This is a genomic window from Natrinema sp. LN54 (assembly GCF_052439245.1).
Classification (GTDB): Archaea; Halobacteriota; Halobacteria; order Halobacteriales; family Natrialbaceae; genus Natrinema; species Natrinema versiforme_A.
The window spans coordinates 373,723-394,963 of record NZ_JBQVRP010000002.1 but is presented as its reverse complement, the minus strand read 5'-3'; the positions used below and the strand labels follow the sequence as shown (position 1 = coordinate 394,963).

The following is a 21,241-nucleotide window of genomic DNA, read 5'->3' as shown; positions in this document are numbered from 1 at the left end:
GACGATGCAATTATGTTGGTGGACTATGACAACATATATCATGAACGGTGTTCTGAACGAGACGACGAACAAGATCCACAAGCACGAATCGGGCCGGTCCGACTTCCAGACGACCTGTGGAGCGACCGCTCACATCGCTCACGAACACCTCCGCGTGATTCCCGTCGAGCAGGCGGTCAGCGACGGCGACGCGAACCGGTGCGGTCGCTGTTTTGCCGACGGCGGCAGTTACTGACGACCGGTCGAAACGGGCTTACAACACCCGCAACTCCGTCGTCCAGAACGATCGAACGGCGTCCTCGAGCGCCGGCTTCGGGTCGCCGGTCGCGTCGACGGCGGCCGTCGCGGTCGGCTCGAGGGCCGATTCCTCGACGAGCGCGTCGACGATGCCGCGCTGGCCGACGAGAGAAAGCGGCGTGTCGGCGGCCTCGCCGCCGGGTTCGTACCCGGCGAGGGCCTCCCGGCAGCGCTCGAGGTGGTCGTCGATCTGGCCGTCGCGAATCCGCTCGAATCGAGCCTGAGAGAAGCCGCCTTTCGAGTGGCTGCCCTTGACATCGCTCTCGAATCCGCGGTAGTCGACGCGGTCCGCGCCCTCGTAGACTCCGAGGGCGAACAGGTCGGTCCGGACGAGGGCGATCGCGTGGCGGCCGGTCGGGAGGAACCACTCGCGCTCGAGAGCGAACCGGTCGCTCCACGTCACGTCTCGGTCGGGAACGACCGGGGGCTCGAGTGTCACGGTGAGCAGCCCCGCATCGTCGACGCAGCACAGACACGGCGCGGCGTCGTCGACGAGCGCGACGCGATCGCCGAGGGCCGGTTCCAGTTCCGCGCGGGCGGACTCGGAAACGCCCTCGTCGTCCACGCCGACGGTCAGTGCACCTTCCGGACCCGTCCGAAACGTCGTCAACCGGTCGATCACCGACTCGAGACGGGCACCCCGCAGTTGCTCGCGGCGGCGGACGGCGAGCCCGGTTTCGTCCTCTTCGACCCGCTCGAGTTCGCCCTCGAGTTGGGCGATCCGATCCTCGAGTCGGTTGATCCGCTCCTCGGCGTCCTGTCTGGCGGTCGCGGCGTCGGCCCGGCGCTCGGATTCGGCCTCGTAGCGCTTCCGTAACCGCTCGTTTTCGTCCTCGAGTTCGTCGATTCGGTCCTTGAGCGATGCACGGCCGAGCAACTCGTCGAACATCCGGGCGAAAACGGGAAGCGAGCGTACTTCTAGGTTCCGGCGTTTCGCAGGTCCTCGTCGGGCCGGTCACCCGAGTCCCGCCATCCGCCGGTGAACTCGAGCAACTGCCGGGCGCGCTCTCGACGGGCGAGAAACACCTCCCTGAGCGAGGGCGGGTTCCTGATCTCGGACCCTTCGACCATCGATTCGGGCAGTGCGAGCGTATTCGTCGGGACATCTTCCGCCCCGTGAACCGGGAAGTGCTGTGACTCGAGTTTCATCACCAGCGGGGTGTCGAGGCGCTCGAGTCCGTCGCCAGTCGCGTACACGGCCTCGTTGATCCGCTCGTGTTGCTCGCTGTGCATGAGTGCGTGATCCCCGTCGGTGGGGGTCACGTAGAGACGTCCGAGATAATAGCTGCGCGAGAACACCTCGAACATGGTAACAAGTATCACGAGTTGGAGCGATATAACTGTTTGCGGATACGTTTAAATCGTCGCGCTATCAGACAGATCTCCGGACGAGGTGCCGGGGTGGGTTGGAAACCGCCGACCACTTCAGGGCTGAGTTATCGGGTCGGCTATCGGTTCCCTCGGCTGACCCGTTTCGTTCACAACGGTTCGTAGCACGTGATTGATGCGTACTCAGTCGCCTCGAACGATTCGAACGGAACGGGCGGCAGTCGGCCGACTCGAGGAACGGGTCCCACTGGGATCGGGTCCGATTACGGAAATTGAGCCCTGCTTGAACGCTCAGAACGAATCTCGGTCACCGATCGAACTGTGTGAACGGTTCGAACGAAAGTCCGTCTTTTTAGTATATTCGGTACAACGACAGAAGCGATGACAACCACTCGGTCGGTCACCCTTCTCGTGGCCGCACTGGTCGTCGGCCTCACGGTCGCGCCGCTTGCAAGCGGTGCCGTCGCGAGTTCGTTGACCGCGGCCCAAACGAGCCAATCCGACCAATCCGAGACGACGAACGCGTCCGTGGGGACGCTGATGCAGGCGAACGCAGCCGAGACGAAAAACACGGTCGACTCCGAACTGTTCGAAGCGAAATACGAAACCGCGGACAACGAGAGTCGGGACGCTGTCGTCAGTGATCGAGCGGCCGAACTCGAGGCCCAGTTGACCGAACTCGAAGCCGAACGCGCCGAACTCCGCGAGCAGCGTGACACCCTCTCCAATGGGTCCTACCGCTCTCGAATGGCGAAACTGACGGTCGAAATCGCCAGCCTCGAGCGGTCGGTCGAACGAACCGAGCGCCGCGCCGCCGAAGCCGGCGTCAACGAGACCGACCTCGCGGATCTTCGGGAGAGCGCCTCGAGCATCCGGCAAAACGCGTCGAAAGAGGCGGGTCCGGGCACTGCGGCAGTCGCTCGCGGGCTGTCTACCGGCAACGGTAACGGTCCGGGAAACGGCAAGGCTCCGGGCAACAGCAACGCTCCGGGCAACGGTAACGGTCCGTCCGGTGTCGGCGGTGGCCCACCGGACGATCGCGGTCCGTCCGCCGAGAAGGGAAGTCAGGGAAACGGTGACGCACCCGGGAACAGTGAGAACGCCGGGAACGGTGATGCGCCGGGAAATAGCGGAGCTGCAGGAGACGGTGATGCGCCGGGAAACAGTGAGAACGCCGGGAACGGTGATGCGTCGGGAAATAGCGGAACTGCAGGAGACCGCAATGATTCTGGGAACAGTGAGAACGCAGGGAACGGCAATAATTCTGGAAATAGCGAGAACGCAGGAAACGACAAGAGTTCCGGAAACAGCGAGAACGCAGGAAACGACAAGAGTTCCGGAAACAGCGAGAACGCGGGGAACGACAAGAACTCCGGAAACGGGAAGAACGCAGGAAACGGGACTGGCAACTAGCCAGCGGAACCGCCCCGGTGATCTGATCGGTCGGATCCGGACGACTGGCGGTCGGAGCCTAACGCGATCGACGGGAACGAAACCGACAGCGACCGCACAACAGTCCCTGAGACCGGAGTCGACGTCGACCTACGTCTGTCGGTGGAATCGAAACGAATCGCCTCGAGCCTCGAGGGTGCCATCGAATCGCGGTCGGCCCTCGAGTCTGACGAGCAGACACGCTTTTCAGCGGTGATCACTAACCCTCTCTCGATGGACTCCGCCGCGTTGTTGGATTTACTCGGGAACGAAAACCGGAGACGGATCCTCCGGTTGCTCGCCCGCAAACCCTGTTATGTCACCGAAATTTCGGAATACCTTGGCGTGAGTCCCAAGGCGGTTATCGAACACTTACGGAAACTCGAGGAGGCGGGCCTGATCGAGAGCCGCGTCGACGATCAGCGACGAAAGTACTTCCACATCGCCCGGAACGTCCGCCTCGAGGTGAACGTCTCGCCGTACGGGTTCGCGAGCAAGAGCGCCTATCCGGCGAACAGTAGCTTCGATATCACGACCTGTCGCCACCTCACGCTCGACGTGTCCTGGGACGACGCCGGTGATCTCGACGACCAACTCGCCGCCCTCGAAGACCTCGAGCGGCTCGAAAACGAACTCTCCTTGGCCCAGCGGTGGGTGCAGGGCCGGCTCTGTGACGTGCTCGATTCGATTTCCGAGAACGTCGGCGCTGGCCCGGAGAGTCGGATCTACGCCGACCTGCTCGCGAGCGTGCGCTCGGAGCCGAAATCCGTCGGCGAACTCAGCGAGGACATCGACGCGCCCCGCGAGGTCGTCGCCGAGTTGCTCGAGGTGATGGCCGACAACGGCGTCGTTCGGCGAACCGAGCGCGGCTGGGAACTGACGACGAACGGGTGAGGAAGGGGTCCCACACGGCGAGCGATCGGAGTCCGGCTCAGTCGATATCCCGCACGAGACCGTCGCGGAAGTCGCGGCCGAAGTAGTAGCCCACGACGGACGCGAGGAGTCCGACAGTCGCGCCGACTGCGACGATCGTTTGTCCGGAGCCGAGGGCCGCAAGGACGGTGTTGCTGAGAATCGCGCCGACGCCGCCGACCGAGACGCCGGCGACGCTCACCTCGAGGTAGCGTCGTTTCGACGCGAGCAGGCCGACGGTGAACGCGACGCCGAACATGCCGATCACGCGACCGGCGAACGGGAGCACGGCCCTGCCGGCCAGCAGGCCGGCACCGAGGACGAGCACCAGCGCGAGATACTCCTTCGGCGAGAAATACTGCCCGAGCGAGAGCCGCGACGTGAGCGGAGCGAGCCACGAGCGCGACGAGCCGGCGTCGGTCTCGCCGGCGGGTTCGGGCTCGGTCTCTGGCCCGCGGTCGATTCCGGTAGACAGGTCCTGCAGGGGGTCACTGCCGGACGCGTCCGACGGCTCCGCGGGCCCGGGCGACGCGTCGCCGGTACCGCCGCCCGACCCGGAGAGCAGTCGATCCGTCTCCTCGAGGAGGTCGTCGGTGGCGGGCGGGTCTCGGTCCCGACTCTCGGTCACCTCGTCCGAACGGTCGCTCATATGTCATCTGAGGGTCCCCTGTCTCATGGACCTTTCCCCGAGACGGCCACAGGCTATAGGGTGGTCGCCGTCCCACCGGACCTATGACCTGGGCCGCGCCGGCCGTGTTCGGGCTGTGTGCGGTCGGTGTCGGTACGTTCGTCTACGTCCTCGTGGCGAACCTCGAGCCCCAGCCCGAGTACCCGGAACTCATGACCGACCTACTGCGGCTGCTCGGGTTCGCGATCGCGGCCTGTGCGGTCGGAATCGGGATCGTCTTTCTCGTCGCCGCCGGGCGAGCCTACACGTGGTGAGGGGCGGCTCGACGAGATCGACGGGTCACTTCGCTGTGGACCCGGTCGATCGGTTCAAACGCGTCACTCGAGGCAGGGACCGAAACCGAGGCGGGCTCGGAAAAGAATCACCGCGGCTCCGTGGCGAAAACGGATTTCGAGGTGGTTAGCGCACCGAATCGAGCAGGAGCTTCTGTTCGACGCGTTTGACCTCGTGTTGGACGTCGCGGACGGCGTCGATGTTCGCCGAGATCGACGTGATGCCCTCGTTGGCGAGGAACTGGACCATCTCGGGTTTGGAACCGGCCTGTCCGCAGATACTGGTGTCGACATCGTGTTCGCGGCAGGTTTCGATGACGTCACCGATCAGGCGCAACACGGCGGGGTGGAGTTCGTCGAAGCGGTCGGCGACGTGCTCGTTGTTGCGGTCGACCGCGAGCGTGTACTGGGTCAAATCGTTGGTGCCGAAGGAGGCGAAGTCGATGCCGGCCTCGGCTAACTCTTCGACCGAGAGCGCGGCCGCGGGCGTCTCGATCATCGCGCCCCACTTGCGCTTCTCGGGGTCGATGCCGGCCTCCTTCATGCACTCTTTGGCCCGATAGACGTCCTCGGCGTCGTTGACCAGCGGCAGCATGATCTCGACGTTATCGTAGCCCATCTCGTAGAGCCGGCGGAACGCCTCGAGTTCGTGGGCGAAGACATCGGTTCGATCGAGCGACCGGCGGATGCCTCGGTAGCCCAGCATCGGATTGTGCTCGTTGGGCTCGTCCTCGCCGCCCTCGAGTTGGCGGAACTCGTCGGTGGGTGCATCGAGGGTGCGCACACGGACGGGACGGGGATAGAACTCGTCGGCGACGCCGCGGATGCCGTCGATGAGTTCCTTGGTGTAGGCGTCCGGACCGTTTTCGTCGATGAACTTCTCGGGGGTCTGGTTCAGCGAGAGGATCATGTGCTCGGTCCGGAGCAGGCCGACGCCGTCGGCCCCTGTCGCGGCCGCGCGTTCGGCCGCTTCCGGAATCGAGACGTTGACCTTGACCTCGGTCGCGGTCATCGGCTTGACCGGCGACTGCGGGCGGACTTCCTCGACGGGTTCGGTCTCCTCGTCGGGTTCGACCGCCGACCCCTCGAGCACGGAACCCTTGTCGCCGTCGAGGGTGACAACCTGTCCGTCCTCGAGAACGGTGGTGGCGTTGGTGGTGCCGACGATAGCGGGGACGCCGAGTTCGCGGGAGACGATAGCGGCGTGGCTGGTCATGCCGCCCTCGTCGGTGATGATTCCCGAGGCCCGCTTCATCGCGGGGACCATATCAGGCATCGTCATCTCGGTGACGATAATGTCGCCCTCGCCAACTTTAGCCAGATCGTCGAGTTTCGTGACGATCCGTGCCGGCCCGCTGACGGTGCCCGGACTCGAGCCCAGTCCGTCGACGATGACCTCGCCGGAGCCGCTCGCGTCGGCGGTGTCGGCGCTGCCGCCCTCGGCGGCTTGAACGCTGCCGCTGCCGTCGGTAAGTCCCTTCGCGGGATCGCCGCCTTCGGCGTCGGCGGCGTCGCTGCCGCTCTCGTCGATCGTCGTGATCGGCCGGGACTGGAGCATGTAGACCTCGCCGTCGACGATGGCCCACTCGACGTCTTGGGGTTCGCCGTAGTGGTCCTCGACGCGCTCGCCGAGGTCCATGAGGGCGTCGATCTCGTCGCCGGAGACGACCCGTTGGGTCCGTTTGTCCTCGGGGACCTCGCGCTCGACGGTCTGCCCGGTCGCCTCGTCTTTCTCGTGTTTGACTTTCTTCTCGGCGATGGTGACGTCCATCGACCGGTCTTCGCGATCGATGACGTAGTTGTCCGGCGAGACGGCGCCGGAGACGACGGCCTCACCGAGCCCCCACGCGGCCTCGATGATCATCGTCGGATCGCCCGTCGAGGGGTGGCTCGTAAACATCACGCCCGACTTTTCGGCGTCGACCATCTGCTGGACGACGACGGCGATGTTCACCGCGGAGTGGTCGAACCCTTGCTCCTGTCGGTAGTAGATCGCCCGCTGAGTGAACAGCGAGGCCCAACACTCCCGGACACGGTCCAGCAGGTCCTCCTCGGTGACGTTGAGGAACGTCTCCTGCTGGCCCGCGAAGGAGGCGTCGGGCAGGTCCTCGGCCGTCGCAGAGGACCGAACCGCGACGAACGCCTCGCCGTTGCCGACCTCGCGATAGCTCGCGAGAATTTCCTCGCGAAGCTCCTCGGGGAACGGCGTCTCGAGGATGAGTTCCTGTGCGCGGTCGGCGGCGTCGGCCAGCGCACTCGAGTCGTCGACGTCGACGTCGACGGCCTCGAACAGTTCCTCGTCGATTTCGGCGTCTTCGATAAACGCTCGATAGGTCCCGGCAGTCACGACGAATCCCGGTGGAACGGGCAGCCCCGCGCCCGTGAGCTCGCCCAAGGAGGCACCTTTACCGCCGACCTTCTCGAGGTCGCCGGCACTGATCTCGTCCAGCCAGAGTACAGCCATCTCTACTGAGGTGGTCACTGGAACGAATAAAGAAGGTTGCGAACAGTTTCGCCCAATCGCAACTCACAAGTGAATGAGTTTCTGCCGTAGCGGCCGGCAAACGCGCGGTTCGTATCGGGAAGCCGCCGAATCGAACTGCGCGGTTACACGGGGCGACGACCGATATGAAGCCGTCAGGTTACCGGACGCCGATAGCGTCGACCTGTTGCCCACAGCGATTATACAAGTTCGGTGATTGTTCCCGATATGGAACTTCGAAATCCGTTCAAGTGGACGCTCGTCTATCGCGCGATTACGGTGGGGGCGCTCGGACTCGGGCTGGCGCTCGTCGCCGCGGGATTTCTCGCCGGCTTCGGCGGCGCGATCACCGGGTTACTCGCCGATCCGCTGAACCCCGGTACAGCGATCGAGAGCGCGAACCCGACGATCACCCTGCTCTTTGCCGCGCTCGGCATCGTCGTCTGGCAACTCGGGAAGAGCTACGCGCTGTTCGTCACGCTCCCGCGCGCAGCGGGCCGAGCCGCCGGCCGCCAACTCGACCCGAACCGACTCGCGAGCGAAGTCCACGACGGACTCGATGACCGCCTCGCCGACATGGAAGCCGAGATCGCCGAGACTCGCCGGGCTATCGAGGCGCTCGAGGAGAACGACCGGACCGCGACGTTCGACGAGCGCGAGCACCTCGACGACGCGGCGACCGCCGACGCGGCCGGGGCCGCCGGATCGAACGAGACGACCGACCGCGCCGTCGCACCGGCGACTCGAGAGACGGCATCGGAGCCGGCATCAGAGCGGGAGTCGGAGACGGAGCCGAAATCCGAATCGTCGACCGAACCGTCCGGAACGGGGCCGTCACCGCCCTCGAGTCCGTCGGACTCACCGCGGGACGGTCTCGAGAGCGACAGCAGCGGCGGCGGTGAGGGACGTAGCAGCGATAGCGACGGTGACAGCAGCGGCGGCAACGGCGGCAGCGACCCGCTCGCCTGAGCGCGGCCGTGGCCGCGGACTCAGGCCTCGAGAATCTCGTCCTCGTCGGCCTCGGGGACGACGATGGAGCCGTCGAGGGCGGTCACGCCGCGGCCGCCGACCCGCACCACATCGTCGAGGCGAACGCGGACGATCCCCGGCCGGTCGACGTAGTGACCCTGCTCGAGCCGAAGCTCCTCGGGCAGGTCGTCGTCGAACGCACCGAAGCGGTCGAGGTACGCGCCGACGGCTCCGCTCGCGGTGCCGGTGACCGGGTCCTCCGGGACGCCGGCACCCGGCGCGAACATGCGCCCGTGGACCGTCGACTCGGCCTCGAGCGCGTCGAACGTGAAGAGGTAGACGCCGGCGGCGTCGACCGCGTCGGTGAGGGCTTCGATCGCGGCCATATCGGGCGCTGCGTCGCCGACGTCCGAGAGGTACGTGATCGGTGCGATCAGGAACGGCAGACCGGTCGAGGACACCGCCAGCGGGATATCGGCGCTCGCGCCCTCGAGGGCGGCCCGATCGACGCCGAGCGCGTCGGCGACACGGTCGTAGCCCACGTCGATTTCGCGGATCGTCGGCTCGTCCTGGGTCATCCAGACCGTGCCGTCGTCCGCGACCTCGATCTCGAGCGTCCCGACGTTCGTCTCGAGGGTCGTCGTTCCCGTCGCAAGGCCCTCCTCGTGGAGGTGTGCGAAGGTGCCGATCGTCGCGTGACCACAGAGATCGACCTCCTGTGTCGGCGTGAAATAGCGAATCCGTCGGTCGGCGGTCTCGCTCGAGCGGAGGAAGGCCGTCTCGCTGACGGCCATCTCGGCGGCGATCGCCTGCATCTGGTCGTCCGAGAGACCGTCCGCGTTCGGAACGACTCCCGCCGGATTCCCGGTGAGCGGTTCGTCGGTGAAGGCGTCGACCTGCAAGACCCGAATCGTCTCCATACGACGTGGGTCGGGCGACCGGCGTATGAATCCTCGGTCCATCGGTCGAGCGACCGGCGGCTCGGTCTCGGTGGTCGCCCGGCTGCGTTACAATCCGTCGATCCAGTCCGAGAGATCGGTGACGACCGCCTCGTCGACGTTGTTACGAACGGCGTAGGCGAACTCGACCGACTCTCCCTCGCCGGGCATGAACAGGTGATTGAGCCCGTCGTAGGTCTCGAAGTCCGCCGCCGAGTCCCCCTCGAGGTCGGACCGCCACCGTGCTAAGTCGTCGTCGGCGCTGACCTGAAAGTCGCGCGTCCCCTGCAGGAAAAACAGGGGCGCGTCGATCTCCGCCGCGGTCGCGAGGTGATCGTAGGACTCGAGGCTCTGCCAGAACGCACCGGGTTTGTTGAGCAACGTTTCGTCCGCCTCGTACTCTCCCGATCGAACTCGTTCGATCTCGTCGGTCCAGGTTTCGTAGACGCTCGTCAGATCTCCCCACTCCTGTGAACCGACCGACGCCTTGTGCTCGAGTTGCTCGAGGGTGAGCTCGTGGAACGGCCGCGCCGGCGCGGCGAGGCCGACGACGCCGGCGAGAGCCCCGTCTCGAGCCGCGATCCGTGGCGCGGCCCGTCCGCCGAGGCCGTGGCCGACGACGGTGATCCGATCCGGGTCGACGCCCTCGACGCTCCGCAGGCGCTCGACCGCGACCAGTGCGTCGTCGACGGTGACGCGGTCGAGAGTGTACTCGGTGCCCGTGACCTCGCAGGCGGGAACGCGCTTGTCGTACCGAAGGGTCGCGATGCCCTGCGTCGCGAGTCCCTCGGCGAGATCGGTGAACAGCTGGGTGCCGCCGCGAGCGGTGTCGGCGGTCACCGGTCCGGAATCGTGGACCAGTACGACCCCGGGGACGCCGTCGCCGTCGGCCGGCGTCGTGACGGTACCGGGGAGCGAACAGCCCTCGACCGAGAGACTGAGGTCCTCGCTGGCGACCGCACTCGAGTCGACGTACGACGGCCGTTCGTACTCGTCGGTGACCCCGCAGTCGACGATCCGCGATTCGGCGTCGACGACGACGCGGCAGTCGTGATCGCCGCGGGCGAACGACAGCGTCAGATCGACCGCCGACGCCCCGTCGCCCGTCGTCACGCTCGTGTCGGCGATTTCCTCGAACGAGCCGCCGACCGCGCCGTACCCCATCCAGAGCCGCTCGAGACGGCCGGGGTCACCGTACCGGTCACGCTCGCTCGAGACGAATCGTTCGCTCGCCCGTTCGAACTCCCCGTTCGCGAGGTTCTCGACGAACGCCGTCGCGACGGTTTCGTCGCTCGTCGGGCCGCTTTCGTCGTCCGTGTCGGCGAGCAGGTCGGCACAGCCGGCCGCTGCCGACGCCGTCGCCGTCGATACCGCCGCCAGTACGGTCCGCCGTCGAGGTGCCATCGATACCGAATCGACCACGGTCTGTCGGATAAAGACACGGTCGATTCTCTGTGACTGTGTTCGGTTTTGATATACGAAGGCCCGCGCCCCTCGAGTCCGCGGGTTTGCGGAGCCGCGAAGCCACGTATCAGTCGTCTCCCGGTTCCTCGAGCGAGTCGGCGCGGTCGTGGTCCGCCATCGGCGGCAGCTCGCCCGACTCGTGGGTCCCCACCGGCGGCCGGTTGACCTCGGCGGCGGACGAGGACTCGAGGTCGGTTCGGTCCTCGCCCTCGATGGCCGCCATCTCGCCGTCTTCCCTCGCATCTTGGTCGATCCGCATCGAACAGAACTCGGCACCGCACATCGAGCAGAAGCGGGCCTCCTTGTAGTTGTCTCCGGGCAGGGTCTGGTCGTGGAACGACCGGGCGCGGTCGGGATCGAGCGCGAGTTCGAACTGCTCGCGCCAGTCGAACTCGTATCGTGCTTCGGAGAGCGCGTCGTCCCAGTCGCGCGCGCCGGGGCGTTCGTTCCCCACGTCGCCCGCGTGGGCGGCGATTCGATAGGCCGCAAGTCCGTCGCGAACGTCCGCCTCCTCGGGGAGCCCGAGGTGCTCCTTCGGGGTGACGTAACACAGCATCGCGGCACCGGCCTGGGCTGCCATCGCCGCGCCGATAGCACTCGTGATGTGGTCGTAGCCCGGCGCGATGTCGGTCACCAGCGGGCCGAGCACGTAAAACGGCGCGCCGTCGCAGACCTCCTGCTGGCGCTCGACGTTCTCCGCGACCTTGTGCATCGGGACGTGGCCCGGCCCCTCGACCATCACCTGCACGCCGTGGTCCCAGCCGACGCGGGTCAGTTCGCCCAGCGTGTCGAGTTCCGCGTACTGGGCCTCGTCGCAGGCGTCGGCCAGACAGCCGGGTCGCAGGCTGTCCCCGAGACTAAAGGTGACGTCGTGCTCGGCGAAGATCTCACAGATCTCGGGGAAGACCTGATAGAACGGGTTCTGCTCGCCGTTCGCTTCCATCCACTTGGCCATGATCGAGCCACCCCGCGAGACGATCCCCGTCTTCCGGCCGTCGGTCAGCGGCAGGTGTTCGGCGAGGATCCCCGCGTGGATCGTCATGTAGTCGACGCCCTGTTTCGCCTGTTTCTCGATGATCTCGAGCAGCAGGTCTTTCGTAATGTCCTCGGGGCTGCCCGCCTGCTTGACCGCCTCGTACAGCGGCACCGTGCCCAGCGGCACCGGCGAGTGCTCGACGTGGGCCTCCCGGATCTCGTCTAAATCGCTGCCCGTTCCGAGGTCCATCACCGTGTCCGCGCCGTAGTGGACCGCGGTGTGAAGCTTCTCGAGTTCCGTCTCGAGGTCGCTGGTCGTCTCGCTGTTGCCGATGTTCGCGTTGACCTTCGTCGCGAACTCGCGGCCGATGATCATCGCGTCGAGCGCGTCGTGATTGACGTTCGCCGGAATCACCGCCTGTCCGTCGGCGACCTGCTCGCGGACGAACTCCGGATCGCGGTTCTCTCGCTCGGCGACGCGTTCCATCTCGGGCGTGACTGTCCCTTCGCGGGCGGCCTGAATCTGCGTCTGCGCCATCGATAACTAGGTTGTACCATTCGATTATAAACCTCCGGCGGTTCGGGTCGGCGACGGTCGGGCCGCTGGCGGGCGCGATCCGTTTCAGCCGACTTAAGGGGACCGCGCTCGAGACACCGGGTAGGTGGCCATCAGATGTCCGACTTACCGGACGATTTCGACTGTACGATAACCAACTGGGAGTATATCTACGGCCTGTGTCGGGACGTGAGCGACGAGATCCGCGACGACGAGTTCGAACCGGACGTCGTCGTCGCGCTGGCTCGCGGCGGCTGGTTCGCGGGGCGGTGTCTCTGTGACTTCCTCGGACTGGACGACCTGACGAGCCTGAAGATGGAACACTACGTCGGCACCGCCGAGAAGTCCGGCGAACCGACCGTCCGCTATCCGATGCCAGAGGGCAGCGTCGAGGACAAGGACGTCCTCATCATCGACGACATCGCCGACACCGGCGGCTCGATTCAGCGGGCCTACGAGTACGTCGACGACCGCGACGCCGGCGAGGTCCGCACCGCGACCCTGCAACTGCTCGGTACCAGCGAGTTCCGCCCCGATTACGTCGGCGAACGCTTAGCGGAGTGGACGTGGGTCGTCTACCCCTGGAACTTCATCGAGGACATGGTCGACCTGATCACCAGCGCGATGGAGAAAGCCGACCAGCAGTCGTTTACCGAGGAGGAGATCCGCCACTTCCTCACCGAACACCACGGCATCGAGCGTATCGAGATGGAGATCGCCCAACCCGACCGCCTGCTGGAAGTCCTGAGCGAGATGGAACGGCGCGAGGTGCTCGAGTCGGTCGGAGCCGACGAGTGGGCGCTCGCCGAGTAACGCGTCTCGTCGGGTCGTGTCTTTCGTCGAGACGGTAGTTCGTTCTCGATCCCGGATTTGAGCTGCACTTTTCGGTAGGAACCCGGTACGCACCGTTTACTCCGCGACAGACTCGGCCTCGCTCGAGTCGGTCGTCTCCGATCCCGCCTCGCCCTCGTCGACCAGCGTCCCCTTCCACGTGCCGCGGCTGAACCACGCGACGGCGGCGATCGCGCCGGCGATATCGCCGATCACGACGCCCGTCCAGATGCCGGTCGGGCCCCACCCGGCGACGAAGAGTAGGTAGTAGGTGACGGGGACGCGGACGATCCACAGTCCGAGCACCGCGAACGCGAGCGCCGTTTTCGTGTTTCCGGCCCCGCGGAACGCGCCCTGAATCACCTGTAACACGCCCATGAAGGCGAAGCCGACCGCGGCGAATCGGAGGTAGGTCACGCCGTAGTCGATCGTCGCCTGCTTGCCCGCGGCGTCGGCCGTGACGAACACCGAGACGAACGGCTCCGGAAAGAGCGCGGCGAGTACCCCCGCCGCGAACATGACAGACCCGATCACGCCCGCCGCGAGCCGGACCGCCCTCGCCGCCCGGTCGGGTTCGCCCGCGCCCAGATTCTGGCCGACGATCGTGTCCGTCGCCTGCCCCATCCCCAGCGCCGGCAGGAACGCGAGCGAGATCAGCCGATTCCCGAGTCCGTAGGCCGCGACGACCGCCGGCGGGAAGGTCACGACCATCGCCGTCATCGCGACCAGCGCCAGCGCCGTCATCGACTGCTCGAGCGCCGTCGGGATCCCCAGTCGCGTGATCTTCGCGACGTACTCGCGTCGCGGCCGGAGGTGCGAGGGCTGGATGTCGGGGCCCACGTCAGTGTAGTACAGCAGGTAAAAGCCGATCGCCGTCGCGATCCCCCGCGAGAGGAGCGTCGCGACGGCGGCTCCCTGCACCTCGAGGCGCGGGAGGGGGCCGACGCCGAAGATGAGCAGCGGATCGATCGCGACGTTGATGACGACGCTGACGAGCATGACGCGCATCGGCGTTCGCGTGCTGCCGTAGCCGCGCATGAGCGCGACGAAGACGAAGAAGCCGAAGAGGAAGGGAAGCCCGAGGAAGAACACCCGCAGATACTCAGCGGCGAGCGGGATGATCGCGGCCTGGGTCTCGGCGTCGGCGGGCAAGACGGCGAGCATCGGCTCGGTCGCGACGAAGCCGAGGGCGCTCAGCCCGACCGCGACCAGCGAGACGAACGAGAGCGTCTGGCCGGCGATCAGCCCCGCGTCGCCGCTCTTCGCGCCGGTGTGCTGGGCGATCAGGATCGCGCCGGCCGTCGTGAAGCCGCCGCCGATCGCGATCAGCAGGAACAACAACGGGAAGGCGAGGCTCACTGCACCGACCGCGTCGGGCGAGAGCGCGCCGAGCCAGAAGGTGTCGCCGACGTTGTAGGCGACCTGTAACAGCTGGATGACGATCAGCGGCCACGCCAGACGGATCATCGGCCGCACGAGGGGACCGTCGGTGAGACTGCCATCCGAAGCCTCGTCGAAAGCCATACCCCGATAGTGATCGCGGCGGTACTTGGGTGCTCGTGACCCGTGATAGCGACGGCCACCGGATCGAACCGCACAACGGGGGTCGGCGGTAGCCATCCGCATTGCAGGGCTGACCGATATCCGCGCGTTTAGGGTCCTGCTTGACAGACGTCCGTGCATGACGATCGGCGTTATCGGCGGTAGCGGTATCTACGACGCACTGCCACTCGAGAACACCCGCAAAGAAGCGGTATCGACACCCTACGGCGAACCCAGCGAGGCGGTCACGCTCGGTGAACTCGCCGGGAAGGAGGTCGCGTTCCTCCCGCGCCACGGCGAGGACCACCAGCATCCGCCGACCGACGCGGCCTACCGCGCGAACATCTACGCGCTCAAATCGGTCGGCGTCGACCGGGTCATCGCGACCAACGCGGTCGGGAGCCTGCGCGAGGAGCTGCCGCCGCGGACGCTGGTCGTCCCCGACCAGATCTTCGACCGTACGAAACACCGCTCGCCCACCTTCTTCGGCGACGGAATGGTTGTCCACATGGGCTTCGCCGATCCCTACTGTCCCGCGATGGTCGACCACCTCGCGACCGCGGCCGAAGAGGCGACCGACGACACGAAAACCGAGGAGGGCGGCACCTACGTCTGCATCGAGGGCCCGCAGTACTCCACGAAAGCCGAGAGCGAGTTCTACCGCGATCAGGGCTGGGACGTCGTCGGGATGACCGCCATCCCGGAGGCCAAACTCGCCCGCGAGGCCGAACTGAGCTACGCCACCGTCGCCGGGGTCACCGACTACGACGTCTGGAAGGACGACAGCGAGGTCACCTTGGACGAAGTCCTCGAGAACGCCGCGGCGAATCGCGAGGCCATTAACGCGGTCGTCGAACGCGCCATTCGAACGATGCCCGAGGACTTCCACAGCGAGGCGTGGACCGCTCTGGAGGGCACCATCAACACGCCACAGGAGGCGATTCCCGAGGACACCCTCGAGCGCGTCGACCTGCTGGCCGGCGACTACCTCGAGTAGTCACTCGAACGCGCGTCTGAGTTCCAGCGCGGTCGTCTCGTCGCTCCGGTCGACGCGGCGGGCGCGCTCGAGCCGACCGGCGCTGCGGTCGACGTGCGTCGTGGCGGTCGACGGCGCTGTCGGTCCCCGGTTCCGGTTCTGATTCTGATCCCGGTGCCGATCCCCGTCTCGACCTCGACTCCGCTCCCCCTGCGGCACCGTCGACTGAGCCGCCGTCGGCTCCGGCCCCGCGGCTCGGTCAGCCTCGGGACTCGAGCCCGCGCCGTCCGCGAGTCCGATGCAGTCTGCACAGAAGTCGTTGTGCCCCCACTCGAGGGTGTGCAGCGGCACGCCGAGGACGACGATCTGCTTGGCGTAGCGGCGGTGCGTGCCCGATTCCACGAGCGTCTCGCAGCGAACGCACCGTCGGCGCTCGGTCTCGAACGGCTCCTCCTCGAAGCGGTATTCGACTCCGAACGTGTGGGCCGGATACAGCGGCAGGCGACTCACGAGGTGGAGCCCGACCAGCACGAGCAAGACGCCGAGTGCCGAGAGCCACATCCCAGTCGTCGGATCGGTGACGGCGATCGGCCCGACCAGCGCGCCCGCGAGGAGTGCGATCGGCAGGCACCGCCGGATCAGCGCGAACGTCTCGATCCGGGTGCGAAAGAGGACATCGTCCGGCCTCGTCATCGACCCGACGTTTCGCCGGTGCGGGCTAAACGCTTGTGGGCGCTCGAGTCGATCGGAGTCGGAACCGGCCTGTTTTGTCGCGGAATAAACGGCCCGCTCGAGTCCGCGGAGCGGTCCTGGCGACAGAAGTACTCACTCAGCGATCGCTTCGCTCGCGTCCGACGCCACCGTGGCGTCTTCGATCCAGAGGTCGCCGAACAGTTCGTCCTGCTCGAGGGAGACTCGACCGCGGTGGGCCAAGAAGAGCAAGGCGAGATAGGTCATCACCCGCGTGCCGCCGACGTCGTCGATTTCGGCGTACAGCACCTCGTCGCGGCCCGCCTCGTAGTTGGTCTCGAGTTCGGCTTCGACATCGTCGATGACGGACTCGATGTCCTCCTCGTGGGTCGTGTGGGTGACGTCGTCGCTCGTCGGTTCGTCGTCGACCCGAAAGTCGTCGCCGGAGTGGTAGTTCAGCTCCTGCACGCCGCGATCGTACCCCTTCGGCGAGTCGCTCGTGTCGTAACTTCGCGACTCCTTCCACCACGTGTCGCGCTCGGCGGTCCGAAGCTCCCGGACCAGTTCGTCCAGCGTCTCCGGCTTCCCGCGGGCGTGTTTGCGCTCGAGGCGCCGCTCCATCTCTTCCTCGAGGTTCTCGACGGGATCGAAGCCGGGCGGGTAGTCCTGCTCCTCGTCCTCGGGATCCATCGGCCCGTCGTCGGCGAAGGGCGCTTCCCACGGCGGCAACTCCTCCTCGTCGGGGTCGTCGGTCGCGAACAGTTCGTCGCTTTTCATCCGCAGGAGGACGCTCGCGTAGAACAGCGCCCGGCCCGACGTCCGCAGGTCGACGTCCTCGATCGCCTCGAGGAACTTGTCGGTGACCGCGACGATGTCGATGTCCCACGGCTCGATCTCGCCGTCTTTCGCCAGTTGGACGAGCAGTTCGACGGGCTCGACTTTCTCGTCGTCCTCGTCACCGTCGTCCCCGTCCGAGGCCGTCTCGACGTCCGTGAACTCGAGGACCGATTCACCCTCGTCCTCGCCGGCGGGGTCGTCGGTGCTCGAGGGCGACTCGCCCGGCGGCTCGCGGTCTTCGTGCCCGGTGATGTTCAGCGGAATTTCCTCGCCGCCGTCGGCTCGCAGTTCGTTTCGATTGTCGTCGCAGAGCGGTTCAGCCGTCTGCTCACGGGCCTTTGGCCCGCTCGCATCGTTGTCCCCCGGGTTGCTTCGCTCACGGGTCGCTTCGCTCCCCGTTCGCGTTTCCGAGGACCCCGTCGTCGGCTCCGCCTCCTCGGGCCCCTCGCTAGTCATCAGCAGGAACCTCCCCACTACTCAGATCGATCCCGGTCACTGCGCTCACGTTGTCCTGTTGCATCGTCACGCCGATCGCCCGCTCGGAGCGGTCGAGCATCGCCGAGCGGTGGGAGACGACGACGAACTGTGCCTTGTCGGAGAGCTCCTCGACCATCTCGCCGATCCGCTCGGCGTTGACCGCGTCGAGGAAGGCGTCGACCTCGTCGAGCGCGTAGAACGGGGCCGGGTTGTGCCGCTGGATCGCGAAGATAAAGGCCAGCGCGGTCAGCGACTTCTCGCCGCCGGACATCGCGTCCAGCCGCTGGATCGGCTTGTCGCCCGGCTGGGCCTTCATCGTCAGCCCGCCGTCGAACGGATCCTCCTCGTTCTCGAGGTGGAGCGTTCCCGTCCCCTCCGAGAGCTTCTCGAAGATCTCGGTGAAGTGGGCCGCGATCGCGTCGTAGGCGTCCATGAACGTCTGCTTCTTCTGGGTCTCGTACTGCTCGATGCGGTCGCGGATTCCCTCCGCTTCCTCGACCAGCGTCGCCCGCCCCTCCTCGAGGTCGTCGAGATCGCTGCGGACCTCGTCGTACTCGTCGATCGCGAGCATGTTCACGGGCTCCATGGCCTCCATGTCCGCCTGCAAGTGCTCGATCATCTCGAGGACGGTGTCGTGGTCGGGCACGTCCTCGGGGTCGTAGTCGCCGACCTCCGATTCGAGGGATTCGATCTCCCACTCCAAGCTGCTCGCCCGCTCGCCGGCGTCCTCGAGTTTGCTCTCGACGGCGTTGACCCGGTCTTGCTGCTGATCGCGTTTCGTCCGGGCCTCGGAGAGTTCCTCCTTGAGGTCGCTACGCTCGGCTTTCAGCTCCGTGAGCTCTTCCTCTAACTCCTCGACGGCGGCCCGTTTTTCGTCGAGTTCCTCGCGCTTGCCGGCGATTTTCGTCTCGTAGTCCTCGATCCGTTCCTCGTGCTCGGCCTTGCGATTCTGGGCCGCCTCGATGTCATCGTGGAGGTCCTCGATGGCGTCCTGGGCGTACTCCTTCTCGAGGCTCAGTTCGTTGAGTTCGTTGTCGAGTTCCTGAATGCGGTCCTCGCGCTCGTCGATCTCGGCCTCGAGTGCCTCGATCTGGTCCGTTAGCTCGGGAATCTTCGAGTCCGCGAGCTCGCTCTCGAGGTCCGCGATATCGGCCTCGAGTTCCTCGACCGTCGCGGTCTTCGCCTCGATCTCCGCGGAGATTTCGTTCATCCGCTCGTCGACGGACTCGCGTTCCTCGCGGAGCTCCTCGAGGTCGGCCTCGAGCGTTTCGATCTCGCGCTCGACGTCGTCGCGCTTCTCGTCGAGCCCCTCGAGTTCGGACTCGATCGACCGGACCTCGTCGGCCGCGTCAGACTTCCTGTCGCGGGCGTCGTCGAGTCGCTCCTCGACGCCGCGCAGGTCCTCGCGGAGGGACTCGCGTTCCTCCTGCAGTTCCGTGATCTGTTTCGCGACGCGCTCGAGTTGGCCCTCGCCGCCGCCGGTAAAGGAGTACCGGGAGCCGCCGCCGGAACCGCCGGTCATCGCGCCGCTCTTCTCGACTAAGTCGCCGTCGAGGGTGACCATCCGGTAGTCACCCATGTACGAGCGGGCGGTCTCGATGTCCTCGACGACCAGCGTGTCCCCGAGGACGTAGGAGAAGACCCCGGCGTACTCGCTGTCGAAGTCGACGAGGTTGTACGCGAAGTCGACGATTCCCGGATCGCTCGGCGCCGACGGCAGCCGGCGCTGGCTCATGTCCGTCAGCGGCAGGAACGTCGCCCGTCCCGCGTTTCGGGACTTCAGATGCTCGATACACTGCTGGCCGATGACGTCGTCGTCGACGACCACGTTCGCGAGGCGACCGCCCGCGGCGGTCTCGCAGGCCACGGCGTACTCGCCGGGGACGTTCCCCAGTTGGGCGACCGCGCCGTGGACGCCGTCGATCCCCGAGTTGAGGATCGTCGTCACCGCGCGCCCGAACGAGGAGTCGCCGCTCTCGCCCGCGTTGGCCTCGAGTTCGGCGTACTCCTGCTGTTTGGCCTGAATCTCGTCGTCGAGGTCGTCGACATCGGACTGGAGCCGTCGTTTCTCGCCTTTCAGGTCGTCGACGACCTCCCCGATGTTCGCGCGGTTCCGTTTCGCCTTCTCGAGTTCGCGCTCTAAGTCGCCCCGCTGACTCTCAATTTCGGGGATCGCCTCGCGTTTGTCCTCGATCGTCTGCTCTTTCTCGCTGATGTTGTTCGACCGCCGCCGGGCCTCGTCGAGCAGACGGTCCTGCTCGCGCTGGAGGTCGTTTTTCTCGGTCTTGGCCGCCTCTAACTCGTCCTTTCGCTCGGCCAGGTCGGCTTTGAGCTCGTCGAACTCGGTGTCGACGGCCTCGATCTCGGCCTCGAGATCGTCGCGTTCGGTCTCGCGTTCTTGAATCTCGCTCTTGATCGAGGCCTTCTCGAGTTTGTGCTCGCGCATCTCGTCGGCGAGGTCGTCGATCGTCTCCTGCTTGCGGTCGATCTGGACGAACGCCTCCCGGCGTTCGGACTCGGCGTCCTCGATCTGTTCCTCGCTGGCCTCGATCTTGTCCTCGAGCCGCGAGATGTCGCCTTTGATCTCCTCGATCTCGCTTTTGATCCGGAGCTGTTCGTCCTCGCCCTTGCGCTCGATTTCGGCGTTTAAGTCCTCGAGGTCCTCTTGGAGCCGGACGACCGCGCCTTCGCGTTCGTCGAGTTCCCGCTGAAGGTCTTGGAGTTCGGCTTCGAGATCGTCGACCTCGCTCTCGACCGACTCGAGTTCGTCGCGTTTCTCCTCGAGTTCGCTGGCCTTCCGGTAGCCCTCGTACTCCTCTTTCTCGCGGCGGAGCCGGCGATACCGCATCGCCTCGCGGCGTTCGTCCGCCAGCTGTTCGAGCCGGTCGCGTTTCTCCTCGATGCGGAGTTCGGCCTCGTCGATCCGTTCCTGGACCGTCTCGAGTTCCCCGAAGGCGTCTTCCTTCTTGGCGTCGAACTCCGCGACGCCCGCGATCTCGTCGATGATCTCCCGGCGGGCGTGGGGGGTCATGTTGATGATCTCGGTCACGTCGCCCTGCATGACGACGTTGTACCCCTCCGGCGTGATCCCGGCCTGTGCGAGCAGGTCCTGGATGTCCGAGAGGTTGACCGAGCGATCGTTGAGGTAGTAGTAGGAGTAGTAGTTGTCCTCGGTCTCCTTGACCCGGCGCCGGATGCGAATCTCGTCGACGTCGCCGACGTCGTCGCTGCCCGCGGCGTTGACGACCTGCGAGCGCTCGAGGGTTCCCTCGGAGTTGTCGAGAATGACCTCGACGGTGGCCTCGCGGGGTCCGCTCGAGCCGCCGCCGTCCTCGTGACCGGGGTTGTAGATCAGATCGGTCAGTTTCTCGGCGCGGATCCCGCGGGTACGGGCCAGTCCGAGCGCGAAGAGAACGGCGTCGATGATGTTCGATTTGCCGGAGCCGTTGGGGCCCGTGACGACGGTGAAATCTTCGTAGAACGGGATCTTCGTTTTCCGGCCGAAGCTCTTGAAATTGTCGAGGACGATCGCCTTGATATACATTCTTCTTGCGAGACCTCCGTACCGCAATCGG

General features: G+C 66.0%; 18 protein-coding genes. 7 read left to right on the top strand and 11 right to left on the bottom strand.

Annotated elements, in window-relative coordinates; genetic code table 11:
* Nucleotides 1-40: 40 nt before the first annotated feature.
* Nucleotides 41-235 carry a hypothetical protein gene (locus tag ACT4ML_RS07110; protein WP_444720232.1) on the top strand — a complete coding sequence of 65 codons (195 nt, stop codon included), beginning with the start codon at nt 41-43 and terminating at the stop codon, nt 233-235.
* Nucleotides 236-253: 18 nt separating this feature from the next.
* Here ACT4ML_RS07110 and ACT4ML_RS07105 read toward each other — a convergent pair whose 3' ends face one another.
* Both ACT4ML_RS07105 and ACT4ML_RS07100 read right to left on the bottom strand, forming a co-directional pair.
* Nucleotides 254-1,186: a Vms1/Ankzf1 family peptidyl-tRNA hydrolase gene (locus tag ACT4ML_RS07105; protein ID WP_444720231.1), complete on the bottom strand. Its 933-nt coding sequence runs from the start codon at nt 1,184-1,186 to the stop codon at nt 254-256.
* 29 nt (nt 1,187-1,215) lie between these two features.
* On the bottom strand, nt 1,216-1,605 hold the full coding sequence (locus ACT4ML_RS07100) for a DUF5802 family protein (RefSeq protein ID WP_138245894.1): 390 nt from the start codon (nt 1,603-1,605) through the stop codon (nt 1,216-1,218).
* A gap of 402 nt (nt 1,606-2,007) precedes the next feature.
* On the opposite strand from ACT4ML_RS07100, the gene ACT4ML_RS07095 reads away from it, so the two are divergent.
* Together ACT4ML_RS07095 and ACT4ML_RS07090 are read left to right on the top strand one after the other, a co-directional pair.
* A complete protein-coding gene (locus ACT4ML_RS07095) occupies nt 2,008-3,039 on the top strand; it encodes a hypothetical protein (RefSeq protein ID WP_444720230.1) in 1,032 nt (343 codons plus the stop codon).
* Nucleotides 3,040-3,291: 252 nt separating this feature from the next.
* Nucleotides 3,292-3,951 (top strand): metalloregulator ArsR/SmtB family transcription factor, encoded by a 660-nt coding sequence (locus ACT4ML_RS07090; RefSeq protein ID WP_444720229.1) that lies wholly within the window; start codon nt 3,292-3,294, stop codon nt 3,949-3,951.
* A gap of 37 nt (nt 3,952-3,988) precedes the next feature.
* Here ACT4ML_RS07090 and ACT4ML_RS07085 read toward each other — a convergent pair whose 3' ends face one another.
* Nucleotides 3,989-4,618 carry a DUF456 domain-containing protein gene (locus tag ACT4ML_RS07085; protein ID WP_444720228.1) on the bottom strand — a complete coding sequence of 210 codons (630 nt, stop codon included), beginning with the start codon at nt 4,616-4,618 and terminating at the stop codon, nt 3,989-3,991.
* A gap of 83 nt (nt 4,619-4,701) precedes the next feature.
* On the opposite strand from ACT4ML_RS07085, the gene ACT4ML_RS07080 reads away from it, so the two are divergent.
* Entirely contained in the window at nt 4,702-4,911 is a 210-nt protein-coding gene (locus ACT4ML_RS07080) for a hypothetical protein (protein ID WP_138245897.1), read from the top strand.
* A 145-nt stretch (nt 4,912-5,056) separates the two neighbouring features.
* On the opposite strand, the gene ppsA is transcribed toward ACT4ML_RS07080, so the two are convergent.
* Nucleotides 5,057-7,393: a phosphoenolpyruvate synthase gene (gene ppsA, locus ACT4ML_RS07075; RefSeq protein ID WP_444720227.1), complete on the bottom strand. Its 2,337-nt coding sequence runs from the start codon at nt 7,391-7,393 to the stop codon at nt 5,057-5,059.
* 246 nt (nt 7,394-7,639) lie between these two features.
* On the opposite strand from ppsA, the gene ACT4ML_RS07070 reads away from it, so the two are divergent.
* Nucleotides 7,640-8,380, top strand: coding sequence for a hypothetical protein (locus tag ACT4ML_RS07070; RefSeq protein WP_444720226.1), 741 nt, complete (start codon nt 7,640-7,642; stop codon nt 8,378-8,380).
* 20 nt (nt 8,381-8,400) lie between these two features.
* Here the strand turns inward: ACT4ML_RS07070 and ACT4ML_RS07065 are convergent, their stop codons facing one another.
* From ACT4ML_RS07065 to thiC, 3 genes are all read right to left on the bottom strand, one after another.
* Nucleotides 8,401-9,300 carry a PhzF family phenazine biosynthesis protein gene (locus ACT4ML_RS07065; RefSeq protein WP_444720225.1) on the bottom strand — a complete coding sequence of 300 codons (900 nt, stop codon included), beginning with the start codon at nt 9,298-9,300 and terminating at the stop codon, nt 8,401-8,403.
* A gap of 87 nt (nt 9,301-9,387) precedes the next feature.
* Nucleotides 9,388-10,722 carry an alpha/beta hydrolase gene (locus ACT4ML_RS07060; protein WP_444720224.1) on the bottom strand — a complete coding sequence of 445 codons (1,335 nt, stop codon included), beginning with the start codon at nt 10,720-10,722 and terminating at the stop codon, nt 9,388-9,390.
* Between the two features lie 127 nt (nt 10,723-10,849).
* Nucleotides 10,850-12,295 (bottom strand): phosphomethylpyrimidine synthase ThiC, encoded by a 1,446-nt coding sequence (gene thiC, locus ACT4ML_RS07055; RefSeq protein ID WP_444720223.1) that lies wholly within the window; start codon nt 12,293-12,295, stop codon nt 10,850-10,852.
* A gap of 135 nt (nt 12,296-12,430) precedes the next feature.
* On the opposite strand from thiC, the gene ACT4ML_RS07050 reads away from it, so the two are divergent.
* Nucleotides 12,431-13,126: a phosphoribosyltransferase gene (locus tag ACT4ML_RS07050; RefSeq protein ID WP_444720222.1), complete on the top strand. Its 696-nt coding sequence runs from the start codon at nt 12,431-12,433 to the stop codon at nt 13,124-13,126.
* A 96-nt stretch (nt 13,127-13,222) separates the two neighbouring features.
* On the opposite strand, the gene ACT4ML_RS07045 is transcribed toward ACT4ML_RS07050, so the two are convergent.
* On the bottom strand, nt 13,223-14,668 hold the full coding sequence (locus tag ACT4ML_RS07045; RefSeq protein ID WP_444720221.1) for an MATE family efflux transporter: 1,446 nt from the start codon (nt 14,666-14,668) through the stop codon (nt 13,223-13,225).
* A 157-nt stretch (nt 14,669-14,825) separates the two neighbouring features.
* Here ACT4ML_RS07045 and mtnP point away from each other — a divergent pair, with 157 nt between their 5' ends.
* The gene (gene mtnP / locus ACT4ML_RS07040) at nt 14,826-15,683 is read left to right on the top strand and encodes an S-methyl-5'-thioadenosine phosphorylase (protein ID WP_444720220.1); all 858 of its coding nucleotides are present in this window, start codon (nt 14,826-14,828) and stop codon (nt 15,681-15,683) included.
* On the opposite strand, the gene ACT4ML_RS07035 is transcribed toward mtnP, so the two are convergent.
* From ACT4ML_RS07035 to smc, 3 genes are all read right to left on the bottom strand, one after another.
* Complete coding sequence (locus ACT4ML_RS07035; RefSeq protein WP_444720219.1) at nt 15,684-16,355, bottom strand: hypothetical protein; 672 nt, start codon at nt 16,353-16,355, stop codon at nt 15,684-15,686.
* Between the two features lie 132 nt (nt 16,356-16,487).
* Nucleotides 16,488-17,645: a segregation/condensation protein A gene (locus ACT4ML_RS07030; RefSeq protein ID WP_444720218.1), complete on the bottom strand. Its 1,158-nt coding sequence runs from the start codon at nt 17,643-17,645 to the stop codon at nt 16,488-16,490.
* Entirely contained in the window at nt 17,638-21,210 is a 3,573-nt protein-coding gene (gene smc, locus ACT4ML_RS07025) for a chromosome segregation protein SMC (RefSeq protein WP_444720217.1), read from the bottom strand. Before smc ends, ACT4ML_RS07030 begins: the two co-directional genes overlap by 8 nt.
* Between the last annotated feature and the right edge of the window lie 31 nt (nt 21,211-21,241).

Excerpts from the sequence above, each read along its gene's own strand:
- ACT4ML_RS07050 (WP_444720222.1), top strand. The coding sequence starts at position 12,431 with ATGTCCGACTTACCGGACGATTTCGACTGTACGATAACCAACTGGGAG.
- ACT4ML_RS07045 (WP_444720221.1), bottom strand. The coding sequence starts at position 14,668 with ATGGCTTTCGACGAGGCTTCGGATGGCAGTCTCACCGACGGTCCCCTC.
- ACT4ML_RS07060 (WP_444720224.1), bottom strand. The coding sequence starts at position 10,722 with ATGGCACCTCGACGGCGGACCGTACTGGCGGCGGTATCGACGGCGACG.
- ACT4ML_RS07100 (WP_138245894.1), bottom strand. The coding sequence starts at position 1,605 with ATGTTCGAGGTGTTCTCGCGCAGCTATTATCTCGGACGTCTCTACGTG.
- ACT4ML_RS07105 (WP_444720231.1), bottom strand. The coding sequence starts at position 1,186 with ATGTTCGACGAGTTGCTCGGCCGTGCATCGCTCAAGGACCGAATCGAC.
- mtnP (WP_444720220.1), top strand. The coding sequence starts at position 14,826 with ATGACGATCGGCGTTATCGGCGGTAGCGGTATCTACGACGCACTGCCA.
- thiC (WP_444720223.1), bottom strand. The coding sequence starts at position 12,295 with ATGGCGCAGACGCAGATTCAGGCCGCCCGCGAAGGGACAGTCACGCCC.
- ppsA (WP_444720227.1), bottom strand. The coding sequence starts at position 7,393 with ATGGCTGTACTCTGGCTGGACGAGATCAGTGCCGGCGACCTCGAGAAG.
- smc (WP_444720217.1), bottom strand. The coding sequence starts at position 21,210 with ATGTATATCAAGGCGATCGTCCTCGACAATTTCAAGAGCTTCGGCCGG.
- ACT4ML_RS07080 (WP_138245897.1), top strand. The coding sequence starts at position 4,702 with ATGACCTGGGCCGCGCCGGCCGTGTTCGGGCTGTGTGCGGTCGGTGTC.
- ACT4ML_RS07085 (WP_444720228.1), bottom strand. The coding sequence starts at position 4,618 with ATGAGCGACCGTTCGGACGAGGTGACCGAGAGTCGGGACCGAGACCCG.
- ACT4ML_RS07090 (WP_444720229.1), top strand. The coding sequence starts at position 3,292 with ATGGACTCCGCCGCGTTGTTGGATTTACTCGGGAACGAAAACCGGAGA.
- ACT4ML_RS07065 (WP_444720225.1), bottom strand. The coding sequence starts at position 9,300 with ATGGAGACGATTCGGGTCTTGCAGGTCGACGCCTTCACCGACGAACCG.
- ACT4ML_RS07110 (WP_444720232.1), top strand. The coding sequence starts at position 41 with ATGAACGGTGTTCTGAACGAGACGACGAACAAGATCCACAAGCACGAA.
- ACT4ML_RS07030 (WP_444720218.1), bottom strand. The coding sequence starts at position 17,645 with ATGACTAGCGAGGGGCCCGAGGAGGCGGAGCCGACGACGGGGTCCTCG.
- ACT4ML_RS07035 (WP_444720219.1), bottom strand. The coding sequence starts at position 16,355 with ATGACGAGGCCGGACGATGTCCTCTTTCGCACCCGGATCGAGACGTTC.
- ACT4ML_RS07095 (WP_444720230.1), top strand. The coding sequence starts at position 2,008 with ATGACAACCACTCGGTCGGTCACCCTTCTCGTGGCCGCACTGGTCGTC.
- ACT4ML_RS07070 (WP_444720226.1), top strand. The coding sequence starts at position 7,640 with ATGGAACTTCGAAATCCGTTCAAGTGGACGCTCGTCTATCGCGCGATT.